The organism is Pseudomonas sp. 22515 (assembly GCF_052044625.1).
In the GTDB taxonomy this organism is placed as follows: domain Bacteria; phylum Pseudomonadota; class Gammaproteobacteria; order Pseudomonadales; family Pseudomonadaceae; genus Aquipseudomonas; species Aquipseudomonas alloputida.
Window position 1 is genome coordinate 76,987 of the sequence record NZ_JBQENN010000014.1, and the last position, 22,946, is coordinate 99,932.

At 62.6% G+C, this 22,946-nt stretch carries 27 protein-coding genes; 17 read left to right on the plus strand and 10 right to left on the minus strand.

Annotation, left to right across the window (positions count from 1 at the left end; translation table 11 throughout):
* Nucleotides 1-39: 39 nt before the first annotated feature.
* Entirely contained in the window at nucleotides 40-951 is a 912-nt protein-coding gene (locus ACTJJN_RS14905; RefSeq protein WP_003254668.1) for a LysR family transcriptional regulator, read from the minus strand.
* Nucleotides 952-1,081: 130 nt separating this feature from the next.
* On the opposite strand from ACTJJN_RS14905, the gene ACTJJN_RS14910 reads away from it, so the two are divergent.
* Genes ACTJJN_RS14910 through ACTJJN_RS14925 form a run of 4 tightly spaced genes read left to right on the plus strand, consistent with a single transcriptional unit; the run spans nucleotide 1,082 to nucleotide 4,754 of the window.
* Entirely contained in the window at nucleotides 1,082-2,368 is a 1,287-nt protein-coding gene (locus ACTJJN_RS14910) for an MFS transporter (protein WP_003254666.1), read from the plus strand.
* Nucleotides 2,369-2,377: 9 nt separating this feature from the next.
* Nucleotides 2,378-3,154 carry a 5-oxoprolinase subunit PxpA gene (locus ACTJJN_RS14915; protein WP_014755689.1) on the plus strand — a complete coding sequence of 259 codons (777 nt, stop codon included), beginning with the start codon at nucleotides 2,378-2,380 and terminating at the stop codon, nucleotides 3,152-3,154.
* On the plus strand, nucleotides 3,154-3,840 hold the full coding sequence (gene pxpB / locus ACTJJN_RS14920) for a 5-oxoprolinase subunit PxpB (RefSeq protein ID WP_003254664.1): 687 nt from the start codon (nucleotides 3,154-3,156) through the stop codon (nucleotides 3,838-3,840). Before ACTJJN_RS14915 ends, pxpB begins: the two co-directional genes overlap by 1 nt.
* Nucleotides 3,837-4,754, plus strand: a complete 918-nt coding sequence (locus tag ACTJJN_RS14925) for a biotin-dependent carboxyltransferase family protein (RefSeq protein WP_014755691.1) — start codon at nucleotides 3,837-3,839, stop codon at nucleotides 4,752-4,754. Before pxpB ends, ACTJJN_RS14925 begins: the two co-directional genes overlap by 4 nt.
* A gap of 81 nt (nucleotides 4,755-4,835) precedes the next feature.
* On the opposite strand, the gene ACTJJN_RS14930 is transcribed toward ACTJJN_RS14925, so the two are convergent.
* The 3 genes from ACTJJN_RS14930 to ACTJJN_RS14940 all read right to left on the minus strand — a co-directional run bounded on the left by ACTJJN_RS14930 (nucleotide 4,836) and on the right by ACTJJN_RS14940 (nucleotide 8,134).
* Nucleotides 4,836-6,014: a vWA domain-containing protein gene (locus tag ACTJJN_RS14930; RefSeq protein ID WP_012051509.1), complete on the minus strand. Its 1,179-nt coding sequence runs from the start codon at nucleotides 6,012-6,014 to the stop codon at nucleotides 4,836-4,838.
* 13 nt (nucleotides 6,015-6,027) lie between these two features.
* Entirely contained in the window at nucleotides 6,028-6,873 is an 846-nt protein-coding gene (locus ACTJJN_RS14935; RefSeq protein ID WP_003254658.1) for an AAA family ATPase, read from the minus strand.
* A gap of 187 nt (nucleotides 6,874-7,060) precedes the next feature.
* Nucleotides 7,061-8,134: a DUF748 domain-containing protein gene (locus ACTJJN_RS14940; RefSeq protein ID WP_004576042.1), complete on the minus strand. Its 1,074-nt coding sequence runs from the start codon at nucleotides 8,132-8,134 to the stop codon at nucleotides 7,061-7,063.
* A 132-nt stretch (nucleotides 8,135-8,266) separates the two neighbouring features.
* On the opposite strand from ACTJJN_RS14940, the gene cysK reads away from it, so the two are divergent.
* Together cysK and ACTJJN_RS14950 are read left to right on the plus strand one after the other, a co-directional pair.
* On the plus strand, nucleotides 8,267-9,241 hold the full coding sequence (gene cysK / locus ACTJJN_RS14945) for a cysteine synthase A (RefSeq protein ID WP_003254654.1): 975 nt from the start codon (nucleotides 8,267-8,269) through the stop codon (nucleotides 9,239-9,241).
* 173 nt (nucleotides 9,242-9,414) lie between these two features.
* Nucleotides 9,415-10,350 (plus strand): aspartyl/asparaginyl beta-hydroxylase domain-containing protein, encoded by a 936-nt coding sequence (locus ACTJJN_RS14950; protein ID WP_014590045.1) that lies wholly within the window; start codon nucleotides 9,415-9,417, stop codon nucleotides 10,348-10,350.
* Nucleotides 10,351-10,461: 111 nt separating this feature from the next.
* Here ACTJJN_RS14950 and ACTJJN_RS14955 read toward each other — a convergent pair whose 3' ends face one another.
* Nucleotides 10,462-10,590, minus strand: a complete 129-nt coding sequence (locus ACTJJN_RS14955; protein ID WP_014755693.1) for a hypothetical protein — start codon at nucleotides 10,588-10,590, stop codon at nucleotides 10,462-10,464.
* Nucleotides 10,591-10,785: 195 nt separating this feature from the next.
* On the opposite strand from ACTJJN_RS14955, the gene ACTJJN_RS14960 reads away from it, so the two are divergent.
* Nucleotides 10,786-11,667 carry a DMT family transporter gene (locus ACTJJN_RS14960; protein WP_221101102.1) on the plus strand — a complete coding sequence of 294 codons (882 nt, stop codon included), beginning with the start codon at nucleotides 10,786-10,788 and terminating at the stop codon, nucleotides 11,665-11,667.
* 3 nt (nucleotides 11,668-11,670) lie between these two features.
* Here ACTJJN_RS14960 and ACTJJN_RS14965 read toward each other — a convergent pair whose 3' ends face one another.
* Nucleotides 11,671-12,129 carry a DUF4265 domain-containing protein gene (locus tag ACTJJN_RS14965; RefSeq protein WP_004576044.1) on the minus strand — a complete coding sequence of 153 codons (459 nt, stop codon included), beginning with the start codon at nucleotides 12,127-12,129 and terminating at the stop codon, nucleotides 11,671-11,673.
* A gap of 13 nt (nucleotides 12,130-12,142) precedes the next feature.
* A complete protein-coding gene (locus ACTJJN_RS14970; RefSeq protein WP_004576045.1) occupies nucleotides 12,143-13,018 on the minus strand; it encodes a DMT family transporter in 876 nt (291 codons plus the stop codon).
* 204 nt (nucleotides 13,019-13,222) lie between these two features.
* On the opposite strand from ACTJJN_RS14970, the gene aceK reads away from it, so the two are divergent.
* Nucleotides 13,223-14,938: a bifunctional isocitrate dehydrogenase kinase/phosphatase gene (aceK, locus tag ACTJJN_RS14975; RefSeq protein ID WP_010955236.1), complete on the plus strand. Its 1,716-nt coding sequence runs from the start codon at nucleotides 13,223-13,225 to the stop codon at nucleotides 14,936-14,938.
* A 19-nt stretch (nucleotides 14,939-14,957) separates the two neighbouring features.
* Here aceK and ACTJJN_RS14980 read toward each other — a convergent pair whose 3' ends face one another.
* Nucleotides 14,958-15,818 carry a DUF6279 family lipoprotein gene (locus tag ACTJJN_RS14980; RefSeq protein WP_121783032.1) on the minus strand — a complete coding sequence of 287 codons (861 nt, stop codon included), beginning with the start codon at nucleotides 15,816-15,818 and terminating at the stop codon, nucleotides 14,958-14,960.
* A 130-nt stretch (nucleotides 15,819-15,948) separates the two neighbouring features.
* Between ACTJJN_RS14980 and ACTJJN_RS14985 the strand changes: the two genes are divergently transcribed.
* Nucleotides 15,949-16,785, plus strand: a complete 837-nt coding sequence (locus tag ACTJJN_RS14985) for a CvfB family protein (RefSeq protein ID WP_012051513.1) — start codon at nucleotides 15,949-15,951, stop codon at nucleotides 16,783-16,785.
* A 5-nt stretch (nucleotides 16,786-16,790) separates the two neighbouring features.
* Here the strand turns inward: ACTJJN_RS14985 and ACTJJN_RS14990 are convergent, their stop codons facing one another.
* On the minus strand, nucleotides 16,791-17,171 hold the full coding sequence (locus tag ACTJJN_RS14990) for a hypothetical protein (protein WP_003254641.1): 381 nt from the start codon (nucleotides 17,169-17,171) through the stop codon (nucleotides 16,791-16,793).
* 235 nt (nucleotides 17,172-17,406) lie between these two features.
* On the opposite strand from ACTJJN_RS14990, the gene ACTJJN_RS14995 reads away from it, so the two are divergent.
* From ACTJJN_RS14995 to def, 3 genes are all read left to right on the plus strand, one after another.
* Nucleotides 17,407-17,586: a CsbD family protein gene (locus tag ACTJJN_RS14995; RefSeq protein ID WP_012051514.1), complete on the plus strand. Its 180-nt coding sequence runs from the start codon at nucleotides 17,407-17,409 to the stop codon at nucleotides 17,584-17,586.
* 160 nt (nucleotides 17,587-17,746) lie between these two features.
* Nucleotides 17,747-18,703, plus strand: coding sequence for a YihY/virulence factor BrkB family protein (locus tag ACTJJN_RS15000; RefSeq protein ID WP_003254637.1), 957 nt, complete (start codon nucleotides 17,747-17,749; stop codon nucleotides 18,701-18,703).
* Nucleotides 18,703-19,239 (plus strand): peptide deformylase, encoded by a 537-nt coding sequence (gene def, locus ACTJJN_RS15005; protein ID WP_324737052.1) that lies wholly within the window; start codon nucleotides 18,703-18,705, stop codon nucleotides 19,237-19,239. The genes ACTJJN_RS15000 and def overlap by 1 nt, the downstream gene beginning before the upstream one ends.
* Here the strand turns inward: def and ACTJJN_RS15010 are convergent.
* Nucleotides 19,194-19,598 (minus strand): GNAT family N-acetyltransferase, encoded by a 405-nt coding sequence (locus ACTJJN_RS15010; RefSeq protein ID WP_003254633.1) that lies wholly within the window; start codon nucleotides 19,596-19,598, stop codon nucleotides 19,194-19,196. The two genes, def and ACTJJN_RS15010, sit on opposite strands and share 46 nt — an antisense overlap.
* A gap of 318 nt (nucleotides 19,599-19,916) precedes the next feature.
* On the opposite strand from ACTJJN_RS15010, the gene ACTJJN_RS15015 reads away from it, so the two are divergent.
* The 5 genes from ACTJJN_RS15015 to ACTJJN_RS15035 all read left to right on the plus strand — a co-directional run bounded on the left by ACTJJN_RS15015 (nucleotide 19,917) and on the right by ACTJJN_RS15035 (nucleotide 22,922).
* Nucleotides 19,917-20,174 (plus strand): DUF2790 domain-containing protein, encoded by a 258-nt coding sequence (locus tag ACTJJN_RS15015; RefSeq protein WP_003254632.1) that lies wholly within the window; start codon nucleotides 19,917-19,919, stop codon nucleotides 20,172-20,174.
* A gap of 188 nt (nucleotides 20,175-20,362) precedes the next feature.
* Nucleotides 20,363-20,788 (plus strand): YybH family protein, encoded by a 426-nt coding sequence (locus ACTJJN_RS15020; RefSeq protein ID WP_010955229.1) that lies wholly within the window; start codon nucleotides 20,363-20,365, stop codon nucleotides 20,786-20,788.
* Nucleotides 20,789-20,832: 44 nt separating this feature from the next.
* Nucleotides 20,833-21,177, plus strand: coding sequence for a YciI family protein (locus ACTJJN_RS15025; protein WP_010955228.1), 345 nt, complete (start codon nucleotides 20,833-20,835; stop codon nucleotides 21,175-21,177).
* Nucleotides 21,178-21,198: 21 nt separating this feature from the next.
* Nucleotides 21,199-21,684 (plus strand): SRPBCC family protein, encoded by a 486-nt coding sequence (locus tag ACTJJN_RS15030; protein ID WP_012051517.1) that lies wholly within the window; start codon nucleotides 21,199-21,201, stop codon nucleotides 21,682-21,684.
* Nucleotides 21,684-22,922 carry an RNA polymerase sigma factor gene (locus tag ACTJJN_RS15035; RefSeq protein WP_440781372.1) on the plus strand — a complete coding sequence of 413 codons (1,239 nt, stop codon included), beginning with the start codon at nucleotides 21,684-21,686 and terminating at the stop codon, nucleotides 22,920-22,922. The genes ACTJJN_RS15030 and ACTJJN_RS15035 overlap by 1 nt, the downstream gene beginning before the upstream one ends.
* Nucleotides 22,923-22,946 lie beyond the last annotated feature (24 nt).

Genomic DNA, 22,946 nt, shown 5'->3' on the forward strand with positions numbered 1-22,946 from the left:
CAAGCCCGCGAAAGGGCCGGTACAGGCAGAAACTGTTGGTCAGACCAGTACGATCCGCTGCCCCCCCACATCCCGCGCATACCGCTCCAACACCTGCCGGCAAACCCCAACCACCTCATCGACCAATGCCACCCCGGTCTGCCACGCCACCACCAGCTCAAGGCTCGGCGGCGGCTGCAACCCTTCCAGCAGCACCAGCTCGCCCCGGCCCAACTCGGCATCCACCAGCGCCGGCGGTAGCGCGCCAATGCCAAAACCGTCGCGCAACAGCCGGGTAATCGCCGCCACCGAATTCACACAATTCAACCGCGGCGCCTCTGCCCCCGCAGCCTGCAGCAAGCTCAGCACCTCTTGGTGCGGCCGTGAATTCTTCGAGAAGGTGATGATGCGCTCGCGCCCAAGTTCGGCCAGCGACGCATAGTCCCGGTGCTGGTGGGCGCCTGCGGCCACCACCCAGCCCATTGGGTAGCGCGCCAGGTCGAGGCTGCGGATCGATTGCTCGCGCAGCAAGTCGGTCTGCAAAATCACGTCAAGAAAGCCCTTCTGCAGCTGCTCGCGCAAGTTCAGCGCGGTGTCGGCCACCAGTTCGATTTCCACCTGCGGGTAACGCTCGGTCAGCTCCGCCACCAGCGCGCTCATCCAGGTGTGGATCACAGTGTCCATTACCCCGATGCGAATGCGCCCGACCTTGGCCCGGTCGCTGTCCAGCGACTGCTTCATGGCCTTGGCGGTTTCCAGCATGCGTTCGGCGTATTCCAGCACCTTGCCGCCCTCCGGGGTCAGGCTGACGCCGCGGGAGTCGCGCAGCAACAGCTTCACGCCCAGGTCAGCCTCCAGTGCGGCAATACGGCTGGATACCGAAGCCTGGGTGGTGAACAGCTTTTCTGCCGTCAGGCGGAAGCTCTTGAGCCGGGCGACCCAGACGAAGGTTTCGAGGAAGCGAAGGTTCATGATCAGTTTTTCTTGTTCCAGACCGGCGGTTTTTTTCGTTGGACGCAGGCGAGGCGGCCTCTGAACAATGACGCCCAGGCCGCGACGCTTCATGTCGCCCATAAAACAATACCAACAAGCCGAGGCATCCATGAACCCCACCGGCGTGCAACAGCAGGTCAGTTCCCTCCGTTCGTCCGGGCCTTTCGCCTGGTACCGCGACATCGACAAACAGCAACGACGTACCTTCTGGAGCTGCAAGATTGGCTATGGCCTGGACGGCATGGACACACAGATGCTCAGTTTCGTCATTCCTACACTGATCATGCTGTGGGGTATCACCACCACCGAAGCCGGGTTGATCCACACCAGCACGCTGATCGCCTCGGCTGTAGGAGGCTGGGTGGCCGGTATCCTCTCCGACCGCATCGGCCGGGTGCGTACCCTGCAACTGACGGTGTTGTGGTTCGCCTTCTTCACCTTCCTGTGCGGCTTCGCTCAGAACTACGAGCAACTGTTGATTGCCCGAACCCTCATGGGCTTTGGCTTCGGTGGCGAGTGGACCGCCGGCGCGGTGTTGATCGGCGAGGTGATCCGCGCCCAGGACCGCGGCAAGGCGGTGGGCATGGTGCAGTCCGGTTGGGCAATTGGCTGGGGCCTCACGGCCATCCTTTATGCGCTGCTGTTCTCGTGGCTGCCGGCAGAGCAGGCCTGGCGTGCGTTGTTCCTGCTGGGGCTGGTACCGGCAATCTTCGTTATCTTCGTTCGCCGCCTGGTCAAGGACCCTGAGGTCTATCGTAAGGCCAAGGCAGTGGAAAACGCCGAGGCACCCTCGCGCTTCTACGAAATCTTCGCGCCGGGCATGCTCTGGACCACCGTGCGGGCATCCCTGCTGACCACCGGCGCACTCGGCGGTTACTACGCCATCACCTCGTGGCTGCCAACCTTCCTGAAGAACGAACGCGGCCTGAGCGTGCTGGGCACGGGTGGTTATCTGGCCATGGTGATCGTCGGCTCGTACATGGGCTATGTGGTCAGCGCTTATCTATCCGACCTGCTGGGGCGCAAGAAGAACTTCATCCTGTTCGCCGTGGGCTCTTTCGTCATTGTGCTGTTGTACACGCAGATGCCGGTCAGCGATGGCGTGATGCTGTGGCTGGGCCTCCCGTTGGGCTTCTTCGCCTCGGGTATCTTCAGCGGCATGGGGGCGTTTCTGACCGAACTGTTCCCCACGCGCATTCGGGGTTCGGGGCAGGGCTTCTGTTACAACATCGGCAAGGTCATTGCCGCGCTGTTTCCGTTGATGATCGGCATGCTCGGCCAGAATGTTCCGCTGGGCCTGGGTATCGGCGTGTTTTCTGCGGTGTCCTACGGCATTGTGATCGTGGCGGCCTTGAGCTTGCCGGAAACCCGCGGCAAACAGCTGCAGGCGCGGTAAGGTAGGCCTATGCACAACGACAAGGGAGACCGCGTGGTGGAACGCCTGCTACTCAATTGCGACATGGGTGAGAGTTTCGGCAGCTGGCGCATGGGCCTGGATGCCGAGGTCATGCCTTACATCGATTGCGCCAACATCGCCTGCGGCTACCACGCCGGCGACCCCGGTATCATGCGCCGTACCGTGGCCCTGGCGCTGGAGCACGGGGTGACTATCGGCGCGCATCCGGCCTACCCGGACCTGGTCGGCTTTGGCCGCCGTTCCATGGCCTGCAGCCCGGAAGAAATCCGTGACCTGCTGCATTACCAGATTGGTGCGCTGGATGGCATCTGCAAAGTGCTGGGTGGTCGCGTGGCCTATGTGAAGCCCCATGGTGCGCTGTACAACGACATGATGGCCGACCCGCTCAAGCTGCGTACCGTGCTGGAGGCCGTCGCGGCCTATGACAGCAACCTGTCGTTGATGCTGATGGCCACCGCCGACAACCGTGCCGCCCAGGCACTGGGCGATGAAATCGGCGTGCCGCTATGGTTCGAGGCGTTCGCAGACCGCGCCTACACCGCCAGTGGCCATCTGCTGTCGCGGCGCCTGCCGGGTGCGGTGCATCACGACCCGGCGCGGGTGGTGGAGCAGGCGGTGCGTCTGGCCCGAGGCGAAACGCTGTTGGCTGACGATGGCAGTGCCTTGCAGCTTGCCGCCCGCACCCTCTGCGTGCATGGCGACAACGACAGTTCGGTGGCGGCGGTGCGGCAGATTCGCCAGGCCCTCGATGGGCTGGAGGCGTGATGAAACCGCGAATTGAAGTGGTCGCCATCGACAGCCTGATGGTCCGCCTGTTCGACCGTATCGATGAGGCCAACATGCCATGGATGCTCGCCGCCAGCCGGCGCTTGAGCGCGGCGTTCGGCGAGCACCTGCTGGACCTGGTGCCGTCCTACACCACGCTGATGGTGCAGTCTGCCCTGCCGCCAGGCGAGGCCAGGGCGCGAATCGCTCAGGCGCTGGACGGCTTGCAGCCTGACACCGGCAGTGGCGGCCGCCGACACGAGATCCCGGTGTGGTACGACGCCAGTGTCGGCCCCGAGCTGCCTGTGCTGGCGGCCCGCAGCGGCTTGAGTGAAGCGGAGATTGTTCGGTTGCACGGCGAACGTGATTACCCGGTGTTTGCCCTGGGCTTCGCGCCTGGTTTCGGCTTTATGGGCCTGGTCGACGAGCGCCTGGCCAGCCCTCGTCTGAGTACCCCGCGCAAGCGCGTGGCGGCGGGCAGTGTGGGTATTGCCGAGCGCCAGACGGCGGCCTACCCGGCAGTATCGCCGGGTGGCTGGAACCTGATCGGGCGCACCCCGGTGCGGTTGTTCGACCGTGAGCGTGAGGGTTACAGCCTTTTGCAACCCGGTGACCGGGTGCGCTTCGTGCCGGTTTCGCGCAGCGAATTCCTGGCCATGGGTGGTGATGTGGAGGCGCAGGGATGAAGCAGTTGATGATTGAGGCCAGTACGCCGTTGTGCCAGTTACAGGATGCCGGGCGCTTTGGCGTGCGCCACCTTGGCGTGACCCAGGGCGGGGCGCTGGACTGGGTGGCGATGCACTGGGCCAACTGGCTGCTGGGCAACCCGTTGGGGGCGCCGGTGGTCGAGGTGGCGCTGGGTGGTTTTTGCGTAGTGGCTGAACAGGATTGCGTGCTGGCCCTGGCCGGTGCCGACCTGGAGGCGTGTGTCGATGATCAGCCCCTGGCGCCATGGCGCAGCTTTGCCCTGGCCAAGGGGCAGCGCTTGACCTTGAAACAGCCCAAAGTGGGTGTGCGGGCGTATCTGGCGGCACCGGGTGGGTTCCTGGGGGAGGAGGTGCTGGGCAGTTGTGCCACCGTGGTACGTGAAGCACTGGGTGGCATCGATGGCCAGGGGGCTGCGCTGGCTAGAAACCAGGCATTGGCTTTTACCGGTAGCAGTGCACCCCTGCGCGAAGTGCCGCACGCGTTGTGCCCACAGTTCGCCCCAAAGCCGGTGCTCGACCTGGTGATGGGCGCGCAGATTGGTGAATTCAGCGGTACCAGCCTGTTCGAGGCATTCAACCGGGAGTGGACGCTGGACAGCCGGGCCGACCGCATGGGCATCCGGTTGTTGGGGCCGCAGTTGGTGTACCAAGGGGCGCCGATGATCTCCGAAGGGATCCCGCTGGGTGCGGTACAGGTGCCGCCGGACGGGCAGCCGATCGTGTTGCTCAATGACCGGCAGACCATTGGTGGGTACCCGCGGCTGGGCGCGCTGACGCCGCTGGCGCTGGCGCAACTGGCGCAGTGCATGCCGGGGGCGGTGGTACGGTTCAGGGCGGTGGTGCAGGACGAGGCCTGGCGGGAGCAGCAGGATTACCTGAACCGTTGGCGGTAGAGCGGGCGGCCTCTTCGCGGGTGAACCCGCTCCTACACACGTCCTGTGCATGCCTTGACGGTGATGTTGGAGCAGGCAACCTCACTTGGACAGGTAGCGCATCCCGTCCTCCAACCCTTGCAGGGTCAGCGGATACATCTTGTCCTCGATCAGGTCGCGCACCAGATGGGTCGAGGCGGTGTACTCCCAGGCCTGCTTGGGGTACGGGTTGATCCAGATGACCTTCCTGAATTTTTCCATGAAACGCTGGATCCACACATACCCGGCTTCTTCGTTCCAGTGCTCCACGCTGCCACCCGGCTGGGTGATCTCGTAGGGCGCCATGGCCGCGTCACCGACGAACACCACCTTGTAGTCATCGCCGTACTTGTGCAGCAGGTCGAAGGTGGAAAAACGTTCGGACGTGCGGCGCAGGTTGTTCTTCCACACCGACTCATAAACGCAATTGTGGAAGTAGTAATACTCCAGGTGCTTGAACTCGGTCTTGCAGGCCGAGAACAGCTCTTCGCAGACTTTGACGTGGGCATCCATCGAACCGCCAATGTCGAGCAGCAACAGCAGCTTCACGGTGTTGCGCCGCTCGGGGCGCATCTGGATGTTCAGCAACCCGGCATCACGCGCGGTGTGGTCGATGGTGCCGTCGATGTCCAGCTCTTCGGCGGCGCCTTCGCGGGCGAACTTGCGCAGCCGGCGCAGGGCCAGCTTGATGTTGCGGGTGCCAAGCTCGACCTGGTCGTCGAGGTTCTTGTACTCGCGTTGGTCCCAGACTTTTACTGCCTTGCCCTGGCGCTTGCCGGCGTCACCGACGCGGATGCCCTCGGGGTTGAAGCCGCCCGAGCCGAATGGGCTGGTGCCGCCGGTGCCAATCCACTTGTTGCCGCCAGCGTGGCGTTCCTTCTGCTCTTCGAGGCGCTGCTTGAAGGCCTCGATAAGCTTGTCCAGGCCGCCCAGCGACTGGATCTGTGCGCGTTCTTCATCGGTCAGCGAGCGCTCGAATTCCTTGCGCAGCCAGTCTTCGGGGATCAGCGCCTCGATGTGCCGGTCGAGGTTTTCCAGGCCCTTGAAGTAGGCTGCGAAGGCACGGTCGAACTTGTCGAAGTGGCGTTCGTCCTTCACCAGGATGGCGCGGGCGAGGTAGTAGAACGCGTCCATGTCGGCGAACACCACGCGCTTTTGCAAGGCCTGGTGCAGGTCGAGCAGTTCACGCACCGAAACCGGCACCTTGGCCGCACGCATCTCATTGAACAGATTGAGCAGCATGGCCCTGCTCCTGTCAGCGGTTGCCGCGCCGGCTCATGAAGGCCAGGCGCTCGAGCAGTTGTACATCCTGCTCGTTTTTTACCAGCGCACCGGCCAGCGGCGGGATGGCCTTGGTCGGGTCGCGTTCGCGCAGCACCGCTTCACCGATGTTGTCGGCCATCAGCAGCTTGAGCCAGTCGACCAGCTCGGAGGTGGACGGCTTTTTCTTCAGCCCCGGCACCTTGCGCACGTCGAAGAACACATCCAGCGCCTCACTGACCAGCGACTGGCTGATGTTCGGGTAGTGCACGTCGACGATCTGCTGCAGGGTCGTGCGGTCGGGGAAGGCGATGTAGTGGAAGAAGCAGCGGCGCAGGAAGGCGTCCGGCAGCTCTTTTTCGTTGTTCGAGGTAATGATGATGATCGGACGCTGTTTGGCCTTGATGGTCTCGTCGATTTCGTAGACGTAGAACTCCATCTTGTCGAGTTCTTGCAGCAGGTCGTTGGGGAATTCGATATCGGCCTTGTCGATTTCGTCGATCAGCAGGATGACCCGCTCGTCGGCCTCGAAGGCCTCCCAGAGCTTGCCCTTTTTCAGGTAGTTGCGCACATCGTGCACCTTGTCCACGCCTAGCTGCGAATCGCGCAGGCGGCTGACCGCGTCGTACTCGTAGAGCCCCTGGTGGGCCTTGGTGGTGGACTTGATGTGCCAGGTGATCAGGCGCGCCCCGAACGAGGCCGCCAACTGCTCGGCGAGCATGGTTTTGCCGGTGCCCGGTTCGCCCTTGACCAACAGCGGGCGTTCGAGGGTAATGGCCGCGTTTACCGCCAGTTTCAGGTCGTCTGTGGCGACGTAGTCGCGGGTGCCTTCGAACTTCATGGGGGGTTGTCCTCTGTTTAGGGCTGTGCGGGCCTTTTCGCGGTACAGGGTTGTAGGTGCGGGTTTACCCGCGAAGCGGCCCGAACAGGCAGCACATAATCCGGATTTGTTTCCGACTATAACGCGGGGCCAGGCGGCTGCAAACGCAGACCGGGTATTCAGTCCCTGAATGCCCCGTCACGCTGTCTCAGTCAGACTTCGGCGCTGGTTGCTCATAGCGCGCATTGAATGCCTGGACAAACCCGTTGCGCAGGATCTGCAAGAACGCCTCGAAGGCACTGACATCCTGTTTGCGCACACTGCCGCTGAGCTCCACCCGGGTAGCGAACTGGTTTTTCGGCTGGTTCTTCAGCACCGTCTCGGTCGCCCCCACCAAGGCCTCCCACACCGAGCGGAAGAAACCCTTGTCCTTTTCCTCGACGTCCTGTTGCCAGTCGAACACGTCGACATCACGCAGCAGCGGTTTTATATAGCCGTTCAGCCGGCCGTTTTCTGCCTGGGCCTCGATGACCACGTCACCGTGCCCGGCATTGAAGTCGAATTTGCCGTAAGCGCTGGCAAAGTCATTCAGTTTGCGCAGCTCGATGCCGGTGGCGCGAAGCCTGAATTCGAAGTCGTCGAAATCACTGAAAGGGTCGAAGGTGGCACGGCTTTCTACGTTCGCATCCCCCGCGATGAGCGCCGTGCCTTCGAAACTTGCGTCGCGACGGCCTTTCTGGTCGCGCACGTTGGTCAGGTTGCGGATGCTGGCGTTCAACCGGGTGGCCTTGAGGTCGACCGGTGGCTTGGAATTGAAGTTGCGGAACGTCAGCACGCCATTGTCGATACGCACTTCGTTGAGGGTGATGGGCAGGAGTTTTTCCAGCTGCTGGCGCCAGTCGGTACCTTGGCCGGTCTGCGACGCCTGTTTGCTACCACCGTCGACAAAGTTCAGCTCGGGATGCACGAAGGTCACCTCCGCCACCACTGCCTTGTCGTACCACAACGCATGCCAGCTCACCGAGAGGTCGATCAGTGGGGCGTCGAGAAACGGTACGGGCACCTTGCCGGTGGTCTTGACGATTTTCAGCCCGTTTATCTGATAGGCACCGCGCCACCAGGCCAGGTCCACATCGGCTACCTGGCCGCGGTAGTCTCCCATGTCGGCCAGCTTGTCGTTGAGGTAGTCGCGCACCAGGTAGGGCAGGGCCAGGTGCAGCGCCACCAGCAGCACGATCAGGCTGGCCAGGCCGACCAGCGGCCAGCGATAGCGGGCTTTCATGAGGCTGTCTCCAGGGCGGGATGTGCGGTTGACCGCAACGTGCCGGGCTGAGTTCGAACAGGCTTTACGGGCCACCGCCGCAGGCTTACCCTTGAGGCATTTCCCTGCTTTTTCATGCCAAGGACCCCTGCCATGAGCCGTATCTTTGCAGACAACGCCCACTCCATCGGTAACACGCCGCTGGTGCAGATCAATCGCATCGCCCCGCGCGGCGTGACCATCCTGGCCAAGATCGAAGGGCGCAACCCCGGGTACTCGGTCAAATGCCGCATTGGCGCGAACATGGTCTGGGACGCCGAAAGCAGCGGCAAGCTCAAACCGGGCATGACCATCGTCGAGCCCACCTCGGGCAACACCGGTATCGGCCTGGCCTTCGTCGCCGCCGCCCGCGGCTACAAGCTGATGCTGACCATGCCCGCCTCGATGAGCCTGGAACGCCGCAAGGTACTGAAGGCGCTGGGCGCCGAGCTGGTATTGACCGATCCGGCCAAGGGCATGAAGGGCGCCATCGAGAAGGCCAACGAAATCGTCGCCTCCGACCCGGAGCAGTACTTCCTGCCGGGCCAGTTCGAAAACCCGGCCAACCCGGCCATTCACGAGAAAACCACCGGTCCTGAGATCTGGAACGACACGGACGGCGCCATCGACGTGCTGGTGGCGGGCGTGGGCACTGGCGGCACCATCACCGGCGTGTCGCGTTACATCAAACATACCCAGGGCAAGGCCATCCTGTCGGTGGCAGTGGAGCCCGTGGCATCGCCGCTGATCAGCCAGACCCTGGCCGGCGAAGAACTCAAGCCCAGCCCGCACAAAATCCAGGGCATCGGCGCCGGCTTCGTGCCGAAAAACCTCGACCTGTCGATCGTCGACCAAGTGGTGACGGTGACCGACGAAGAGTCCAAGGCCATGGCGATTCGCCTGATGCAGGAAGAGGGCATCCTTTGTGGTATTTCCTGCGGTGCGGCAATGGCGGCAGCGGTGCGCCTGGCCGAAAAACCGGAAATGCAGGGTAAGACCATCGTCGTAATCCTGCCCGATTCGGGCGAGCGATACTTGTCGAGCATGCTGTTCAGCGACATGTTCAGCGAGCAGGAAAACCAGCAGTAATCGGCCTTCCCGCTGATCCGGCGCAACAATCGGCGGCCTGGTTTATTGCAAAATCTTCATGAATGCGATCCCGCCCGGGTTGTTTTTACTGCGGCGGGATCGGTTTATGATGGCAGGATGATTTTCTGGAGAGCAGGCAGCGCAGCCCTGACTCTTCCTCAAGGAGTGAAAGCATGACCTTTTCCTTTGCAGCCAAGGCGGGTGTCTTGCTGGTGTTTTTCGGCAGCGTGCTGTTCGTGCACTTGCGCGGCAAGGCCCGCCTGCCGGTGTTGCGCCAGTTCGTCAACCATTCGGCGCTGTTCGCCCCCTACAACGCGTTGATGTACCTGTTTTCCGGCGTGCCGTCCAAGCCCTACCTGGATCGCCAGCGCTTCCCCGAGCTGGACGTGCTGAAGGACAACTGGCAGGAAATCCGCGAAGAGGCCATGCGCCTGTTCGACGAAGGCTATATCCGTGCCGCTGAGAAAGATAACGACGCCGGCTTCGGTTCGTTCTTCAAGAAGGGCTGGAAGCGCTTTTACCTGAAGTGGTACGACAAACCGCTGCCTTCGGCGCAAACCCTGTGCCCGCGCACTGTCGAGCTGGTCAGCCGCATCCCCAATGTCAAAGGCGCAATGTTTGCCCTGCTGCCCGGCGGCAGCCACCTGAACCCGCACCGCGACCCGTTCGCAGGCTCGCTGCGTTATCACCTGGGGCTGTCCACGCCCAACTCCGACGCATGCCGCATCTACGTGGACGGTGAGCAGTACGCCTGGCGTGACGGCGAAGACGTGATGTTCGACGAAACCTACGTGCACTGGGTCAAGAACGAAACCGACGTTACCCGCGTGATCCTGTTCTGCGACATCGAGCGCCCGCTGAGTAGCCCACTGATGACGCGCATCAACCGTAAGGTCAGTGCCTTCCTCGGCCGCGCCACCGCGCCGCAGAACACCGACGACGAGCGCGTGGGCGGGATCAACCAGGCGTACGCCTGGAGCAAGCGCTTCAGCAACAGGATCAGCAACCACGTGAAGCAGTTCAAGCGCGCCAACCCCAAGGCTTACCGCGTGCTGCGGCCGGTACTGGCGGTAGTGGTGGCGTATCTGTTGTATCGCTGGTTGTTCTGATTTTTTCTGGCCTAACCGGCCTCTTTTGCGGGGCAAGCCCGCTGACACCGGTGCGCCTGATCCTTCAAGGACGAGGGTGCGCTTGTGGCAGCGGGGTTGTGCCGCGAAGAATCACTCGCTATATTCCAGAACATTCACTTCCTCAAAGACCGCGTTCATGCCAGCCATCCCTTCCACCACACGCTTTGCCATCGCGCCAGTCGCGGGCTTGGTCGTGCGTGGTAGCCAGCAGCCGGTCATGATCTGTCACTCCCCACCACCTGTCAGTGGCGTCGTAGGCGGCGTAGCTCCGCCTCATTGCGTGGTTGTGCTGGGCTGATCGGCTTCGTGCCGCAACCCTTCGCACGCGCAACGTACTGAACACGGTCGGTTACTGCTCACGTTGAAGCGCACGCCGTCCGTTTGGCTTATCTGCCTACTATCAGGTGGCAATTCATGTCTGTCTTTACCAAAACGTCCGTGGCCTCGGCGGCCACTACCTGCCTGTTCGTCCTGCTGTGGAGCAGCGGGGCGATCGTCTCCAAGCTCGGCCTGGCGCATGCCAGCCCGTTTGCCTTTCTGCTGTTGCGCTCGGCGCTGGCCCTGGCCGGCCTGTTGCTGATCGGCCCGTTGCTAGGGCTGCGCTGGCCGCGTACTCGCGGGAGCATTCTGCGTGCCCTGGGTACCGGTTGTGTGCTGCTCGGTGCCTATCAGATCTTCTATCTGTTGGCGCTTGATACCCATGTCACCCCCGGCGTCATGGCCACGGTGATGGGGGTACAACCGATCCTCACCGTGGTGCTGATGGAACGCCAGCGCTCCTGGAGCCGTTTGTTCGGCCTGGGTTTGGGGTTGGCTGGCTTGATCATGGTGGTCTACCAGGGCATCAACCTGGGCGGGGTATCGCTGGCGGGCATGCTGTTCGCCCTGCTGGCGTTGGTCAGCATGACCTTTGGTTCGATCCTGCAGAAGCGCATTACCGACAACCCCATGGGCACACTGCCGCTGCAGTACCTGGCCGGCTTTGCCATGTGCGCGCTGTTCGCACCTCTGCAACCGCTTCATGTCGAGTGGACCGGCAGCTTCGTCGGTGCGCTGCTGTGGATGGGCCTGGTGGTCTCGCTGCTGGCAACCTTGCTGCTGTACCGGCTGATCGCCAAGGGCAACCTGGTCAATGTCACCAGCCTGTTCTACCTGGTGCCGGCAGTGACTGCGGTAATGGACTTGCTGATCTTCGGTAACCGCCTGGCACCGCTCAGCCTGTTGGGCATGGGGCTGATCGTGGTAGGGCTGCTGTTCGTGTTTCGCAAGCCTGCCGCGCGCCTGGCCGAGGCGTAGGCCCTAGCGGAATTCTTCGGGGATGGCGTGGCGCAACACGCCTTCCTCGAAGTCCAGCAGGCCGGCTTCGCGCTGGGTGAGCAGGTAGTAGAGCAGGGTATCGAGCGAGCGTTGCGGTGGGACCTCGACCGCCAACATCTTCACTGCTTGCTCGGTTTCACAGGCGCAGCCGAAATCCAGCAATGCTGCGCGCACCTGGTCGAGGGTTTCCGGTGGTTTGACGACCACCCGGAACACCGAGCTGCCGCTGCTGTGGCGCAGCGCTGCGAACCAGGTTTCGCCTGCTTCCTCGCGGGTGTCGATCACGTCGCCCGGGGCGATGCCATAGACATGGAAGGGGATGTTGTCGATGGCATAGCCGCCTTCCACGGCCTTGGCCCACAGGCCCTCGACCGAGGCTGGTGGGTAGCCGTTCTCGTCCTGTTCCAGGCGGAACAGGACCTTCTTGTACGCGCTGTTCATGCCGTACTCCGCTTCAGCTGCGCGCCGGGCGCAGCACCAGCCACAAGGCCAGGCCAATCAGCAGGCCGCCGTATAGGTGCGCCATCGACAACGGCTCATTCAGCAGCCATGCCCCCCACAATACGCCGAATACCGGGATCAGGAAGGTCACGGTGCTGGCTTTTACCGGGCCGATTTCCTCGAGCAGGCGGAAGTACAGGATGTAGGCAAAGGCGGTGCACAGCAAACCCAGCCCCAGCAACGACAACCACACCTCCCAGCCCCCCCAGCTGGCGGGCGGTTGGGTGAGTGCGCTCCAGCCGAACAGCGGGGTCAGCATGAGCGTTGCGCCGAGCATGCTGCCCAGCGCGGAAAGACGGCTGTCCAGGCCACTGATCCAGCGGCGGGCGAGGAACCCGGCAAAGCCGTAGCAGGTGGTGGCCGCCAGGCAGGCGAGGGCGCCTTGCAGCAGGGCCATGTCCAGTGCCACCGGGCCGGCGCCGCTGAGGATGCCGACGCCGAACAGGCCAAGGAAGATGCCGCAGAGTTTGGCCAGGGTCATTGGCTCGCGGAAGAACAGTACGCCGACCAGCACACCCATCAGCGGGGTGGTGGCGTTGAAGATCGCCGAATAGCCGGCCGGCAGCACCTGGGCCGCCACCGAGTAGAAGGTGGCGGGGATGCCGGAGTTGATCATGCCCAGCACCAGGCACGCGCCGAGCTTGCCCTGGAAGTCCCAGCGCACGCGGGCGGCGGCCAGAAGCACGATCAGGCCCAGGCAGGCGATCGAAACCCGGAAGAACGCGGTCGGCACCGTGCCCAGTTCGGGGGCGATGATGCGCATGAACAGGAAACTCGCTCCCCAGACGGCGGCAAGGGTCAGCAGGCGGGCTAGGGCGATGGGGCTCACAACGGTCTCCGGAGGTAAGGCAGGGGCGCGAGTGTACGCCAGGGGGCGGGGGGATTCTTGTGCTTTCTTGCTGTGTAATTCCTCTTGGGCTGCGGGGCTCTGGGCAAGGCAGCTGCAACTACAGCTCGGGCCTTCAAAGGCCGTAACCCATGAAGCCAAGGGCGGCTAAGCTCTGTACTCAATCCCAGCTCCGAGGCCCCACGCATGTCCCAGCCCTGGCCCGCTGTCGAAATCGCCCGGATGATCCTCGCCGGCTTCGACGACTACCGCGATCATTTCCAGCGCATCACCCTGGGTGCTCGCCAGCGCTTCGAGCAGGCGCGCTGGCAGGATATCCAGCAGGCCGCCGCCGCCCGCATCAATCTCTACGAAGAGAAAGTCGCCGAAGTCAACGGTTGGCTGCGCCAGGCCTTTGCCGCAGAGGTGCTGCTGGACGTGGAACAGTGGCCGCTGGTGAAAAACGCCTATATCCACCTGATCGACCCACGCCTGGACGACGAGCTGGCAGAGACCTGGTACAACTCGCTGTTTTGCAGCCTGTTCAGCCATGACCTGATCAGCGACGGCTGCATGTTCATCCACACGACCCGGCCTTCCATGCGCGGCCGCGAGCGCGCGGCGCAAACCCGTACCTATCGGCTTGACGGCAGTCTCAGGAACTTGCTGCGCGCGGTGTTCGCCGATTACCCGTTCGACATGCCGTATGGCGACCTGGAAGGCGACCTGGCGCGGCTGGAAGAACAACTGCGCGAATGCCTGCCCGACTGGGTGTGCAAGGACCCGGCGCTGGCCGTAGAGCTGTTTGTACCCGTGCTTTACCGCAACAAGGGGGCCTATCTGGTCGGCCGCCTTTACAACAGCGATGAGCAGTGGCCGTTGGTGATTCCCTTGTTGCACCGCGAGGGCCACGGTATCGAGGCCGATGCACTGATCACCGACGAGGCCGAGGTGTCGATCATCTTTTCGTTTACCCGCTCTTACTTCATGGCCGATGTCCCGGTGCCCGCCGAGTTCGTCAATTTCCTCAAGCGCATCCTGCCGGGCAAGCACATTGCCGAGCTGTATACCTCGATCGGGTTCTACAAGCAGGGCAAGTCGGAGTTCTACCGCGCACTGATCAACCACCTGGCCAGCAGTGATGACCGCTTTGTCATGGCGCCAGGGGTACGGGGCATGGTCATGAGCGTGTTTACCTTGCCCGGCTTCAATACGGTGTTCAAGATCATCAAGGACCGCTTCTCGCCATCGAAAACCGTGGACCGCGCCACGGTGATCGACAAGTACCGGCTGGTGAAGAGCGTCGACCGGGTGGGGCGTATGGCCGACACCCAGGAGTTTGCCGATTTTCGCTTTCCGCGCAGCAAGTTCGAGCCGGATTGCCTGGCCGAGTTGCTGGAGGTGGCACCGTCGACGGTGGCGCTGGAGGGCGACACGGTGCTGATTCGCCACTGTTGGACCGAGCGGCGCATGACGCCGTTGAACCTGTATCTGGAGCAGGCCACCGAGGGCCAGGTGCTGGAGGCGCTGGAGGACTACGGCCTGGCCATCAAGCAGTTGGCGGCGGCGAACATCTTCCCCGGCGACATGTTGCTGAAGAACTTTGGCGTGACCCGTCATGGCCGGGTAGTGTTTTACGACTATGACGAAATCAGCTTCCTGACCGAGGTGAATTTTCGCCACATTCCGCCACCGCGTTACCCGGAGGACGAAATGTCGGGCGAGCCGTGGTACTCGATCGGGCCGCATGATGTGTTCCCCGAAGAGTTTCCGCCGTTTCTGTTTGCCGATATGGGCCAGCGGCGGTTATTCAGCCGCTTGCATGGGGAACTGTATGACGCGGATTACTGGAAGGGGCTGCAGGCGGCGATACGTGAGGGGAAAGTGATCGATGTGTTTCCGTATCGGCGCAAGGCCCGGTGAATCAGGTCGAACAGACCTGTCACGCCTTCAAACACTTCATCTCGCTCAAATGGGTACGCACCTTGCTCAGCCGTTCCTGCAGGAACCGCCGCTGTTGCGGGGTGCTTTGCCGCACCAGGTCCACCAGCAGGCTGCGCGCCTGTCGCTCGGTATTCTGATACGCCGCCCGGTACTCGGGTGTCCACAAACTCTCCTTGCGCTGCAACAAGGTCGCCAGGCGCGGCTCGAAGCTGGAGTCGTTGCGCTGGTTCATCGCCAACAGCAGTTGCTGTTGCCAGTGGGCACGGTTGGCGATCCATTCACGGTTCTGGTCACCCAGCGCTTGAGACCAGGTCTGGATGCGTTGCTTCTGTACCGCCGTCAACTCGCCAAACCATGGCGTCAGGCGTTTTTCCATGCGCTCGCTACGGCGGGCCATCTGCTTCGGCAATGGCGTATCCACATACTGCTTTTGCCGCTCACTGATGTCATCGCGGAAGGCTTCACGCATCTGCGCTACCTGGTCGTCGCTCATGCCGCGCAGCAGTTCGGTGGCCGAAGGGGTGATTTCCTCGGCCACCCGACCAATTGCCTCACGGACCTCCCGGGTGCTTTGCTGCAGCGCTTGGTCGGTGACCTGGTCGTCGGCGACCAGCTCACGTAGCCGGTCGAGCCAGTCGAGGTAGCCGGGCAGTTGAGTCTTGCAATGCCAGGCCAGGTGCTCGCGCAACCGATCGTCCAGCAGCGCCCTTTGCTCGCGGTTCATGTCCAGGTAGTCGCTCAGCGACCACGGCACCAGGCGGTCGAGGTTGCGATAGGCCAGGTCGATGCGGCTGCAGGCGGCCAAGGCCAGGGCGAAGCCGATGGCGATAAGCAGGGCTTTGGGCAGGCGTAGCGGCATGTGCTGTTCCTTCCTCAGGCTGGCCAGAAGGTAGATGCAAGTGCGGCCTGGCGGTTCCACTGCATGAGTGGTCGGGCCATGTGGTGGCTTCAGGTGTAGAATAGCCGCCTTGTCTTGAGGATCATCGGAAATGGCTCTGCTTGGGCGTTACAACAGTTTGCAAATCGTGAAACACGTGGACTTCGGTCTGTACCTGGACGGCGGCGCCGATGGCGAAATCCTGCTGCCCGGGCGCTACATCCCGAAAAACGCCGAGACCGAGGTCGATGACTGGTTGAACGTGTTCATCTACCTGGACAGCGAAGACCAGCTGATCGCCACCACCGAGAAGCCCAAGGTGCAGGTCGGCGAGTTCGCCAGCCTGAAGGTCAAGGACATCAACGGTGCCGGTATCTTCCTGGACTGGGGCCTGTCCAAGGACTTGCTGATGCCTTACTCGGAAGAGGCTCGGCCGCTGAAGATCGGTGATTACTGCGTGGTGCACGTGTACCTCGACAAGCGCACCCGCCGGATCACTGCCACGTCGCGCCTGGACCGCTACCTCGATGTCACCCCGGCCGACTACAAGGTTGGCCAGCCGGTCGAACTGCTGGTGGCCGGCGAGACGCCGATGGGCTTCAAGGCCATCATCAACAACCGCCACTGGGGCCTGATCCACAAGAACGAGGTGTTCAAGTTCTTGCGCTCGGGCATGCACGAGAAGGGCTTCATCAAGGAAGTGCGCCAGGACGGCAAGCTTTCACTGAGCCTGCAGCCAGTAGGCGCCGCCCTGGCGGACACCCTGCAAGAGCAGATCTTGGCGCGCCTGGAAGCCGAAGGCGGGGTGTTGGGGGTGTGCGACAAGAGTGACCCTGCGTTGATCAGCAAGCTGTTCAACGTCAGCAAGGGCAACTTCAAGAAGGCCATTGGCGGGTTGTTCAAGCAGGGCCTGATCGTCATCCATGACGATCGCATCGAGAAAGCCTGACGGCCTTACGCCTGTACGAAGTTGCGGAAGTCCAGCTGCTCGCCACCCGGACGGGTGTCGCGCAGCAGCGAGTCACGGTCGGCGCTGAGGGCCAGGCTGATGGTGGAGCGGCGCTTGCCGGGCTTGCGCACTTCCATTTGCTCCAGGTGAGCCTTGAGGAAATTGGTGGGCACCTTCAGGTGCTGCAGTTCATCGCTTTCTGGCGTGTGCAGCAGCAGGTTGACCCAGTCGGCCTGGCCCTTGCCCAGCAGTGCCACTGGCACTTCGAACCACCACAGGTTGCGTTTGTTGTCCAGGATGGCGAACAGGGTATTGCTGCTGGTCAGCACCGGCCGGGCCAGTGCTTCGTTGCGCCGGGCGATGGCGGCGGGTTTGTCGAGTTTCATGCAGGTTCCTGCGAGTTGACGCTATGAAGGCCTGCATTGTGAGGGGTGGCACGGGGCGGGGCAAGGTTTGTGACTTGCGGTGCCTGTGCCGGCCTCTTCGCAGGCTTGGGCGGTATTCGCCTGCCGTTTTACCGTTCGGCTTCTGGCCGGAAAATCCGTTGAAACTCCTGGCCCAGGCGTTGGGTCAACCTACTGTCGACACGGTTCACGTGTCTCCATTTGCAGGAGTTTTGCCATGAGCGGTACTAAAGACAAAGCGAAAGGCTTGGCCAACGAAGCGATCGGCAACGTGAAACAGGGTGTTGGCAAGGTGACCGACAACGACAAGCTGCGGGCTGAAGGCAAGGCGCAGGAGCTTAAAGGCGAGGCGCAGCAGGTCAAGGGCAATGTGAAGGATGCGGTGAAGAAGCCTTGACTTGAGGTGAGGCGGCCTGTGCCGGTCTCTGGCGGGTAAACCCGCGTAGAGGCCGGCACTATTCGTAAGCAAATTCTTCAATCACGGCCGGGAGCAGCACAGCTCGGGCACGGTCTATTAGACTTGCCTGTGTAACGATCAAGCGGCGAAAGGAGACGCTATGATTTTCCCCGACCTGCGCGGCTTGCCCCTGCACCGCGTGCTGGTTCGCACCGTCAAGGAATTCCTCGACGACGAGATGTCCACCTATGCCTCAGCGCTGGCCTACCAGGCGCTGTTCTCGCTATTCCCCTTCCTGTTGTTCCTGATTGCCCTGATCGGTTTCCTGCATTTGCCGGACTTTTTCTCCTGGCTGCGTCTGCAATCGGAACTGGTGTTGCCGCCCCAGGCGCTGGAGCAGGTGAACCCGGTGATCGACCAGTTGCAACAATCCAAGGGCGGGCTGCTGTCGGTGGGTATCGTGATCGCCCTGTGGACCGCCTCCGCCGGCGTGCGCCTGATGATGAGCGCCATGAACGCCGCTTACGATGTGCCCGAAGGGCGCCCGGTGTGGAAGCGTATCCCGCTTTCCATTTTCTACACCGTGGGCCTGGCTGGCATGCTGCTGGCGGCCGCAGCGCTGATGGTGCTGGGCCCGCAGGTGATGGAATGGATAGCCGCCCAGATCGGCATGCAGGAGTTCATCGTCACACTGTGGACCATCCTGCGCTGGCCGGTGATCATCATTCTGCTGATGGTGGCAGTGGCCCTGATCTATTACGTGATGCCTGATGTGAAACAGCAGTTTCGCTTCATCACCCCGGGCTCGGTGCTGGCGGTTGTGGTGTGGATCGTGGCCTCACTGGGCTTTGCCTACTACGTGAAGACCTTTGCCGACTACAACGCCATGTACGGCAGCATTGGTGCAATCATCGTGCTGTTGCTGTATTTCTATATTTCGGCTGCCGTGCTGCTGCTCGGCGCCGAAATGAATGCGGTGATCGAGCACATGTCAGCCGAAGGCAAGAACCCGGGCGAGAAAGACTTCGACGGGGAAAAGCCCAAGGAAACCTTGACTGTACTGGGTCACGAGCACCCGAACCCGAGCAAGCCTCATAGCGTCGAGCCGAACCCCTGATGATCCGTGACATTCTCAAGATGGGCGACGAACGCCTGCTGCGCATCGCTCCGCCAGTGCCCGAGCACATGCTTGGCAGTGCCGAACTGCAGCAACTGATCGACGACATGTTCGAAACCATGCGTCACGTAGGCGGTGTGGGCCTGGCCGCCCCGCAGATCGGCATCGACCTGCAGTTGGTGATCTTCGGCTTCGAGCGCAGCGAGCGATACCCCGATGCCGAGGCGGTGCCGCAGACCATTCTGCTGAATCCGGTCATCACCCCGACCTCAAGCGAGATCGAGGACGGCTGGGAAGGTTGTCTGTCGGTGCCTGGCTTGCGCGGCGTGGTGCCGCGCTTCAAGCATATCGGCTACCAGGGCATCGACCCCCAGGGCAACCCGATCAACCGCTTTGCCGATGGCTTTCATGCGCGGGTGGTGCAGCACGAGTGCGACCACCTGATCGGCCGGCTATACCCCTCGCGCATCCAGGACTTTTCCAGGTTCGGCTACACCGAGGTGCTGTTCCCTGGGCTCGAGGTCAGCGACGACTGACCTCGCTGCAGGGCTACCAGGCGTTTGTTGCGCTGATAGCGAAGCAGGCGGCTGGCCAGGGCTTCTGGCAGCTGTTGGGCCAGGTCGAAACCCAGGCGCTGGTAGAAGGGCGTCAGGTCGGGATGACAGAACAGCCAGACGGGCCCGTCAACCTGCGCGAGTGCTGCCTCGATCAACTGCGCGGCCACCCCTTGGTTGCGCCGCTGCGGGGCGACGAACAGGCCCGTCAGCCAGAATCCCTCACCCACCGCACTCAGGCTCAGCCCGGCGATGATGCCAGGGGCCCGTGCTACCCACAGTTCGGCGTCGCTTGCAGCGCGCATGCGTGAGCTGTGCTGGCGGTAAAAGTGGTCCAGCAAACGGCGTTCTGTGTCCGAAAGCGTCGAACAGGACAATTTTTCAGAAATGGCGAGTCCTACCCTGAAACGTGGCCAGAGGCTCTGGCCTGATGATTTGCGGCCACTTTGTCGCAGATTGTTGCAAAACCGGCAAGGGTGAATATCCGACTGCGGGGTTCAACTATTGCTGGCCGGGAGTAGAATTTTGTTCATCCCCCCTGGCAGTACGAAGCGGGATCGGTACTTCGTGCCATCTAGACCCTAGATGACAACTTCTCCGCGCCGGATACGGCAATAGAAGTCAATCGATCAGCTTGAACGCTCTAAAGGCAAAACCACATGAAACCATTACTGATTCTTGCATTGGTCGGTATGTCCTCGTTCGCCCTCGCCGATGAGGCCAAACCCGTCTCCAGCGAGCCTGTGGCTCAGCAGTACGACTACTCGATGAACCTGGACATCAAGCGGGTGATCAACCTGTCGACCATCCCCAATGTCTGCGAAGTGGTACCTGCGACCATGACCTATGAAGACCATCAGGGCCAGGTGCACACCATCCAGTACCGGGCCATGGGTGAAGGTTGCCAGCAGGGTTGATTGGCGGTGCCCGCCACAGTGGCTGAAAACGCTGTGGCGGGCACTTGCTGGCCCTGATGCGATCACCCAGGTGCTCCGCCAATACAGAATAATCTCCCCGCCTGTCGAATCCTCCGCTTCCCGTTCGACCATAGCTGAAGGCACGCGTCACACACCGTGCCCCCTATGATCTGTCGGAGGTCCCCCCGATGAGCACCGCAGCCGAATCCGAAATCCGCCAATTGATCGAGCGCTGGATGCAAGCCGTGCGCGATCGCGACATCCCGGGCATCATCGCCCCCTACGCCGACGATATCGTCGCCTTCGATGCCATCCAGGCCCTGCAATTCAAAGGCAAGTCTGCCTACACGGCGCACTGGGAAATGTGCATGGGCATGTGCACCGGCCCCATGGTGTTCGAACTTGCCCAACTCACCGTGCACGCCGCTGGCGATCTGGCCCTGGCCCATTGGCTGAACCGCTGCGGCCCGGGCGACGACGAAAGCCAGTGCGGCTTCATGCGCGCCACGGTGGGCTATCGTCGTCAAGGCGGCCAGTGGCAGGTCATCCACGAACACTGGTCGGCGCCTTTCGACATGGAAACGCAAAAGGCCCTGTTCGATCTCAAGCCCTGAGCCTTTATCGCCAAACGCACTTTGCCAATACCCTGGAGGCGACCATGAAATACCTGTGCCTGGTCTATTGTGACGAGGGGCTGTTGCACAGCCTGCCCGACAGCCCGGCAGACGCCGAATGCATGGCCTACGCCGAAGCCATTCACGGTTCCGGGCGCATGCTGGCGGCCGAGGCGCTGAAGCCGGTGCAGACGGCCACCACGGTACGCATGCGCAACGGACACATGAGCCTGACCGACGGCCCGTTCGCCGAGACCAAGGAGCAACTGGCCGGTTTTTATCTGGTGGAGGCCCGCGACCTCAACGAAGCGCTGAATATCGCCAAGGGCATCCCTGCCGCGCGGGTCGGCAGTGTCGAGGTGCGACCGGTGCGCGAGCTGCAACCCTGACAGCTAAGGAGAACAATCAGCATGAGCCTTGCCCCCATTGCCCAGGCGCAACACGAGTTGTCCATCAGCCGCCTGATCGACGCCCCACCGGCCAAGGTATTTCGCGCCTGGACCGAACCCCAGTGGCTGATGCAGTGGTGGGGGCCGCGCGGCATGACCACCCCGGAGTGTGAGATGCAGTTGTGGGCCGGTGGCCTGTTTCGCACCTTGATGCGCGCGCCGGATGGCAGCGAGTACCCGAACCAGGGCGTTTTCCTGGAAATTGCCGCGCCACGCCGGCTGGTGTTCACCGATGCCTTCGGCCCCGGTTGGGTGCCGTCGGACAAGGCCTTCATGACCGCCGTGATCAGCTTTGACGAGGAACAGGGCAAAACCCGCTACACCGCCCGTGCCTGGCACTGGAATGCCACCGACTGCCGGGCCCATGAAGAAATGGGCTTCCACCAAGGCTGGGGAGAAAGCCTGGACCGCCTGGTGGAGGTGGTGACCCAGCGGATGCCCGACTGATGGCCGCACTGGCCCAGGTGCGCGCCGAAGTCGAGGCCGTGTACCGGCGGGAATCGCGGCGCATACTGGCGACACTGATCCGCTTGCTGGGTGATTTCGACCTGGCCGAGGAGGCCATGCATGACGCCTTCTTCATTGCCGTCGAGCGCTGGCAACGCGACGGTATCCCCGCCAACCCGCGAGCGTGGCTGGTCTCTGTCGGGCGCTTCAAGGCCATCGACGCGCTGCGCCGGCGCGTCCGCTTCGACCGCTCCCAGGCGGACTTGAGCATGCTGCTGGATGGTCAGGCGCAGGACCCCAGTGAAGAAGAACTGCTGGCGGATGACCGCCTGCGGCTGATCTTCACTTGTTGCCATCCGGCCCTGTCGGCCGACGCTCAGGTGCCATTGACGCTTCGCGAAGTCTGCGACCTGACCACCGAGCAGATCGCCCGCGCCTTTCTGCAAAGCCCGGCCACCATCGCCCAGCGTATCGTGCGCGCCAAGGCCAAGATCCGTGACGCGGGCATACCGTATCAGGTACCGGAGCTGAATGAGCTGCCCGAGCGCCTGGAAAGCGTATTGCGGGTGATCTACCTGGTGTTCAACGAGGGCTACTCGGCGTCATCGGGCGAGACACTGCTGCAGCAGGCGCTGAGCGATGAAGCCATTCGCCTGGCGCGGTTGCTGGTGCAGTTGCTGCCCGACCCGGAGGCGGTCGGCCTGCTGGCGTTGATGTTGCTGCAGGCGTCCCGGCAGCGGGCGCGCATCGATGGCCAAGGCGATTTGGTGGTTCTGGAGCAGCAGGATCGTAGCCTGTGGGACCGGCAGTTCATTGCCGAAGGCTGTGCTCTGGTGCGCCAGGCCCTGCAGAGCCGTGCATTTGGGGCCTATACCATCCAGGCGGCGATTGCTGCCGTGCATGCCGAAGCGGCGACGGCTGAAGAGACGGACTGGGGAGAAATCGTCGGGCTGTATGACGTGTTGCAGCGGTATTGGCCATCAGCGGTGGTGGCGCTTAACCGCGCGGTGGCCCTGGCGAAGCGGGATGGGCCGGAGGTTGGCTTGCGGGAAGTCGAAGGGATTCTGGCACGGGGGGAGTTGCTGGACTATCACCTGGCACACGCGGCACGCGCCGAGTTGCATTGCCAGCTGGGACAGGTGGAAGAGGCGCGGGCGGCCTGGCGGCAGGCGCTGGCCTTGACCCGGCAGGCGCCTGAGCGGCGGTATATCGAGCGGCGTTTGCAGGCTATCGAATGATGTGAGGTGTGCCGGCCTCTTGGC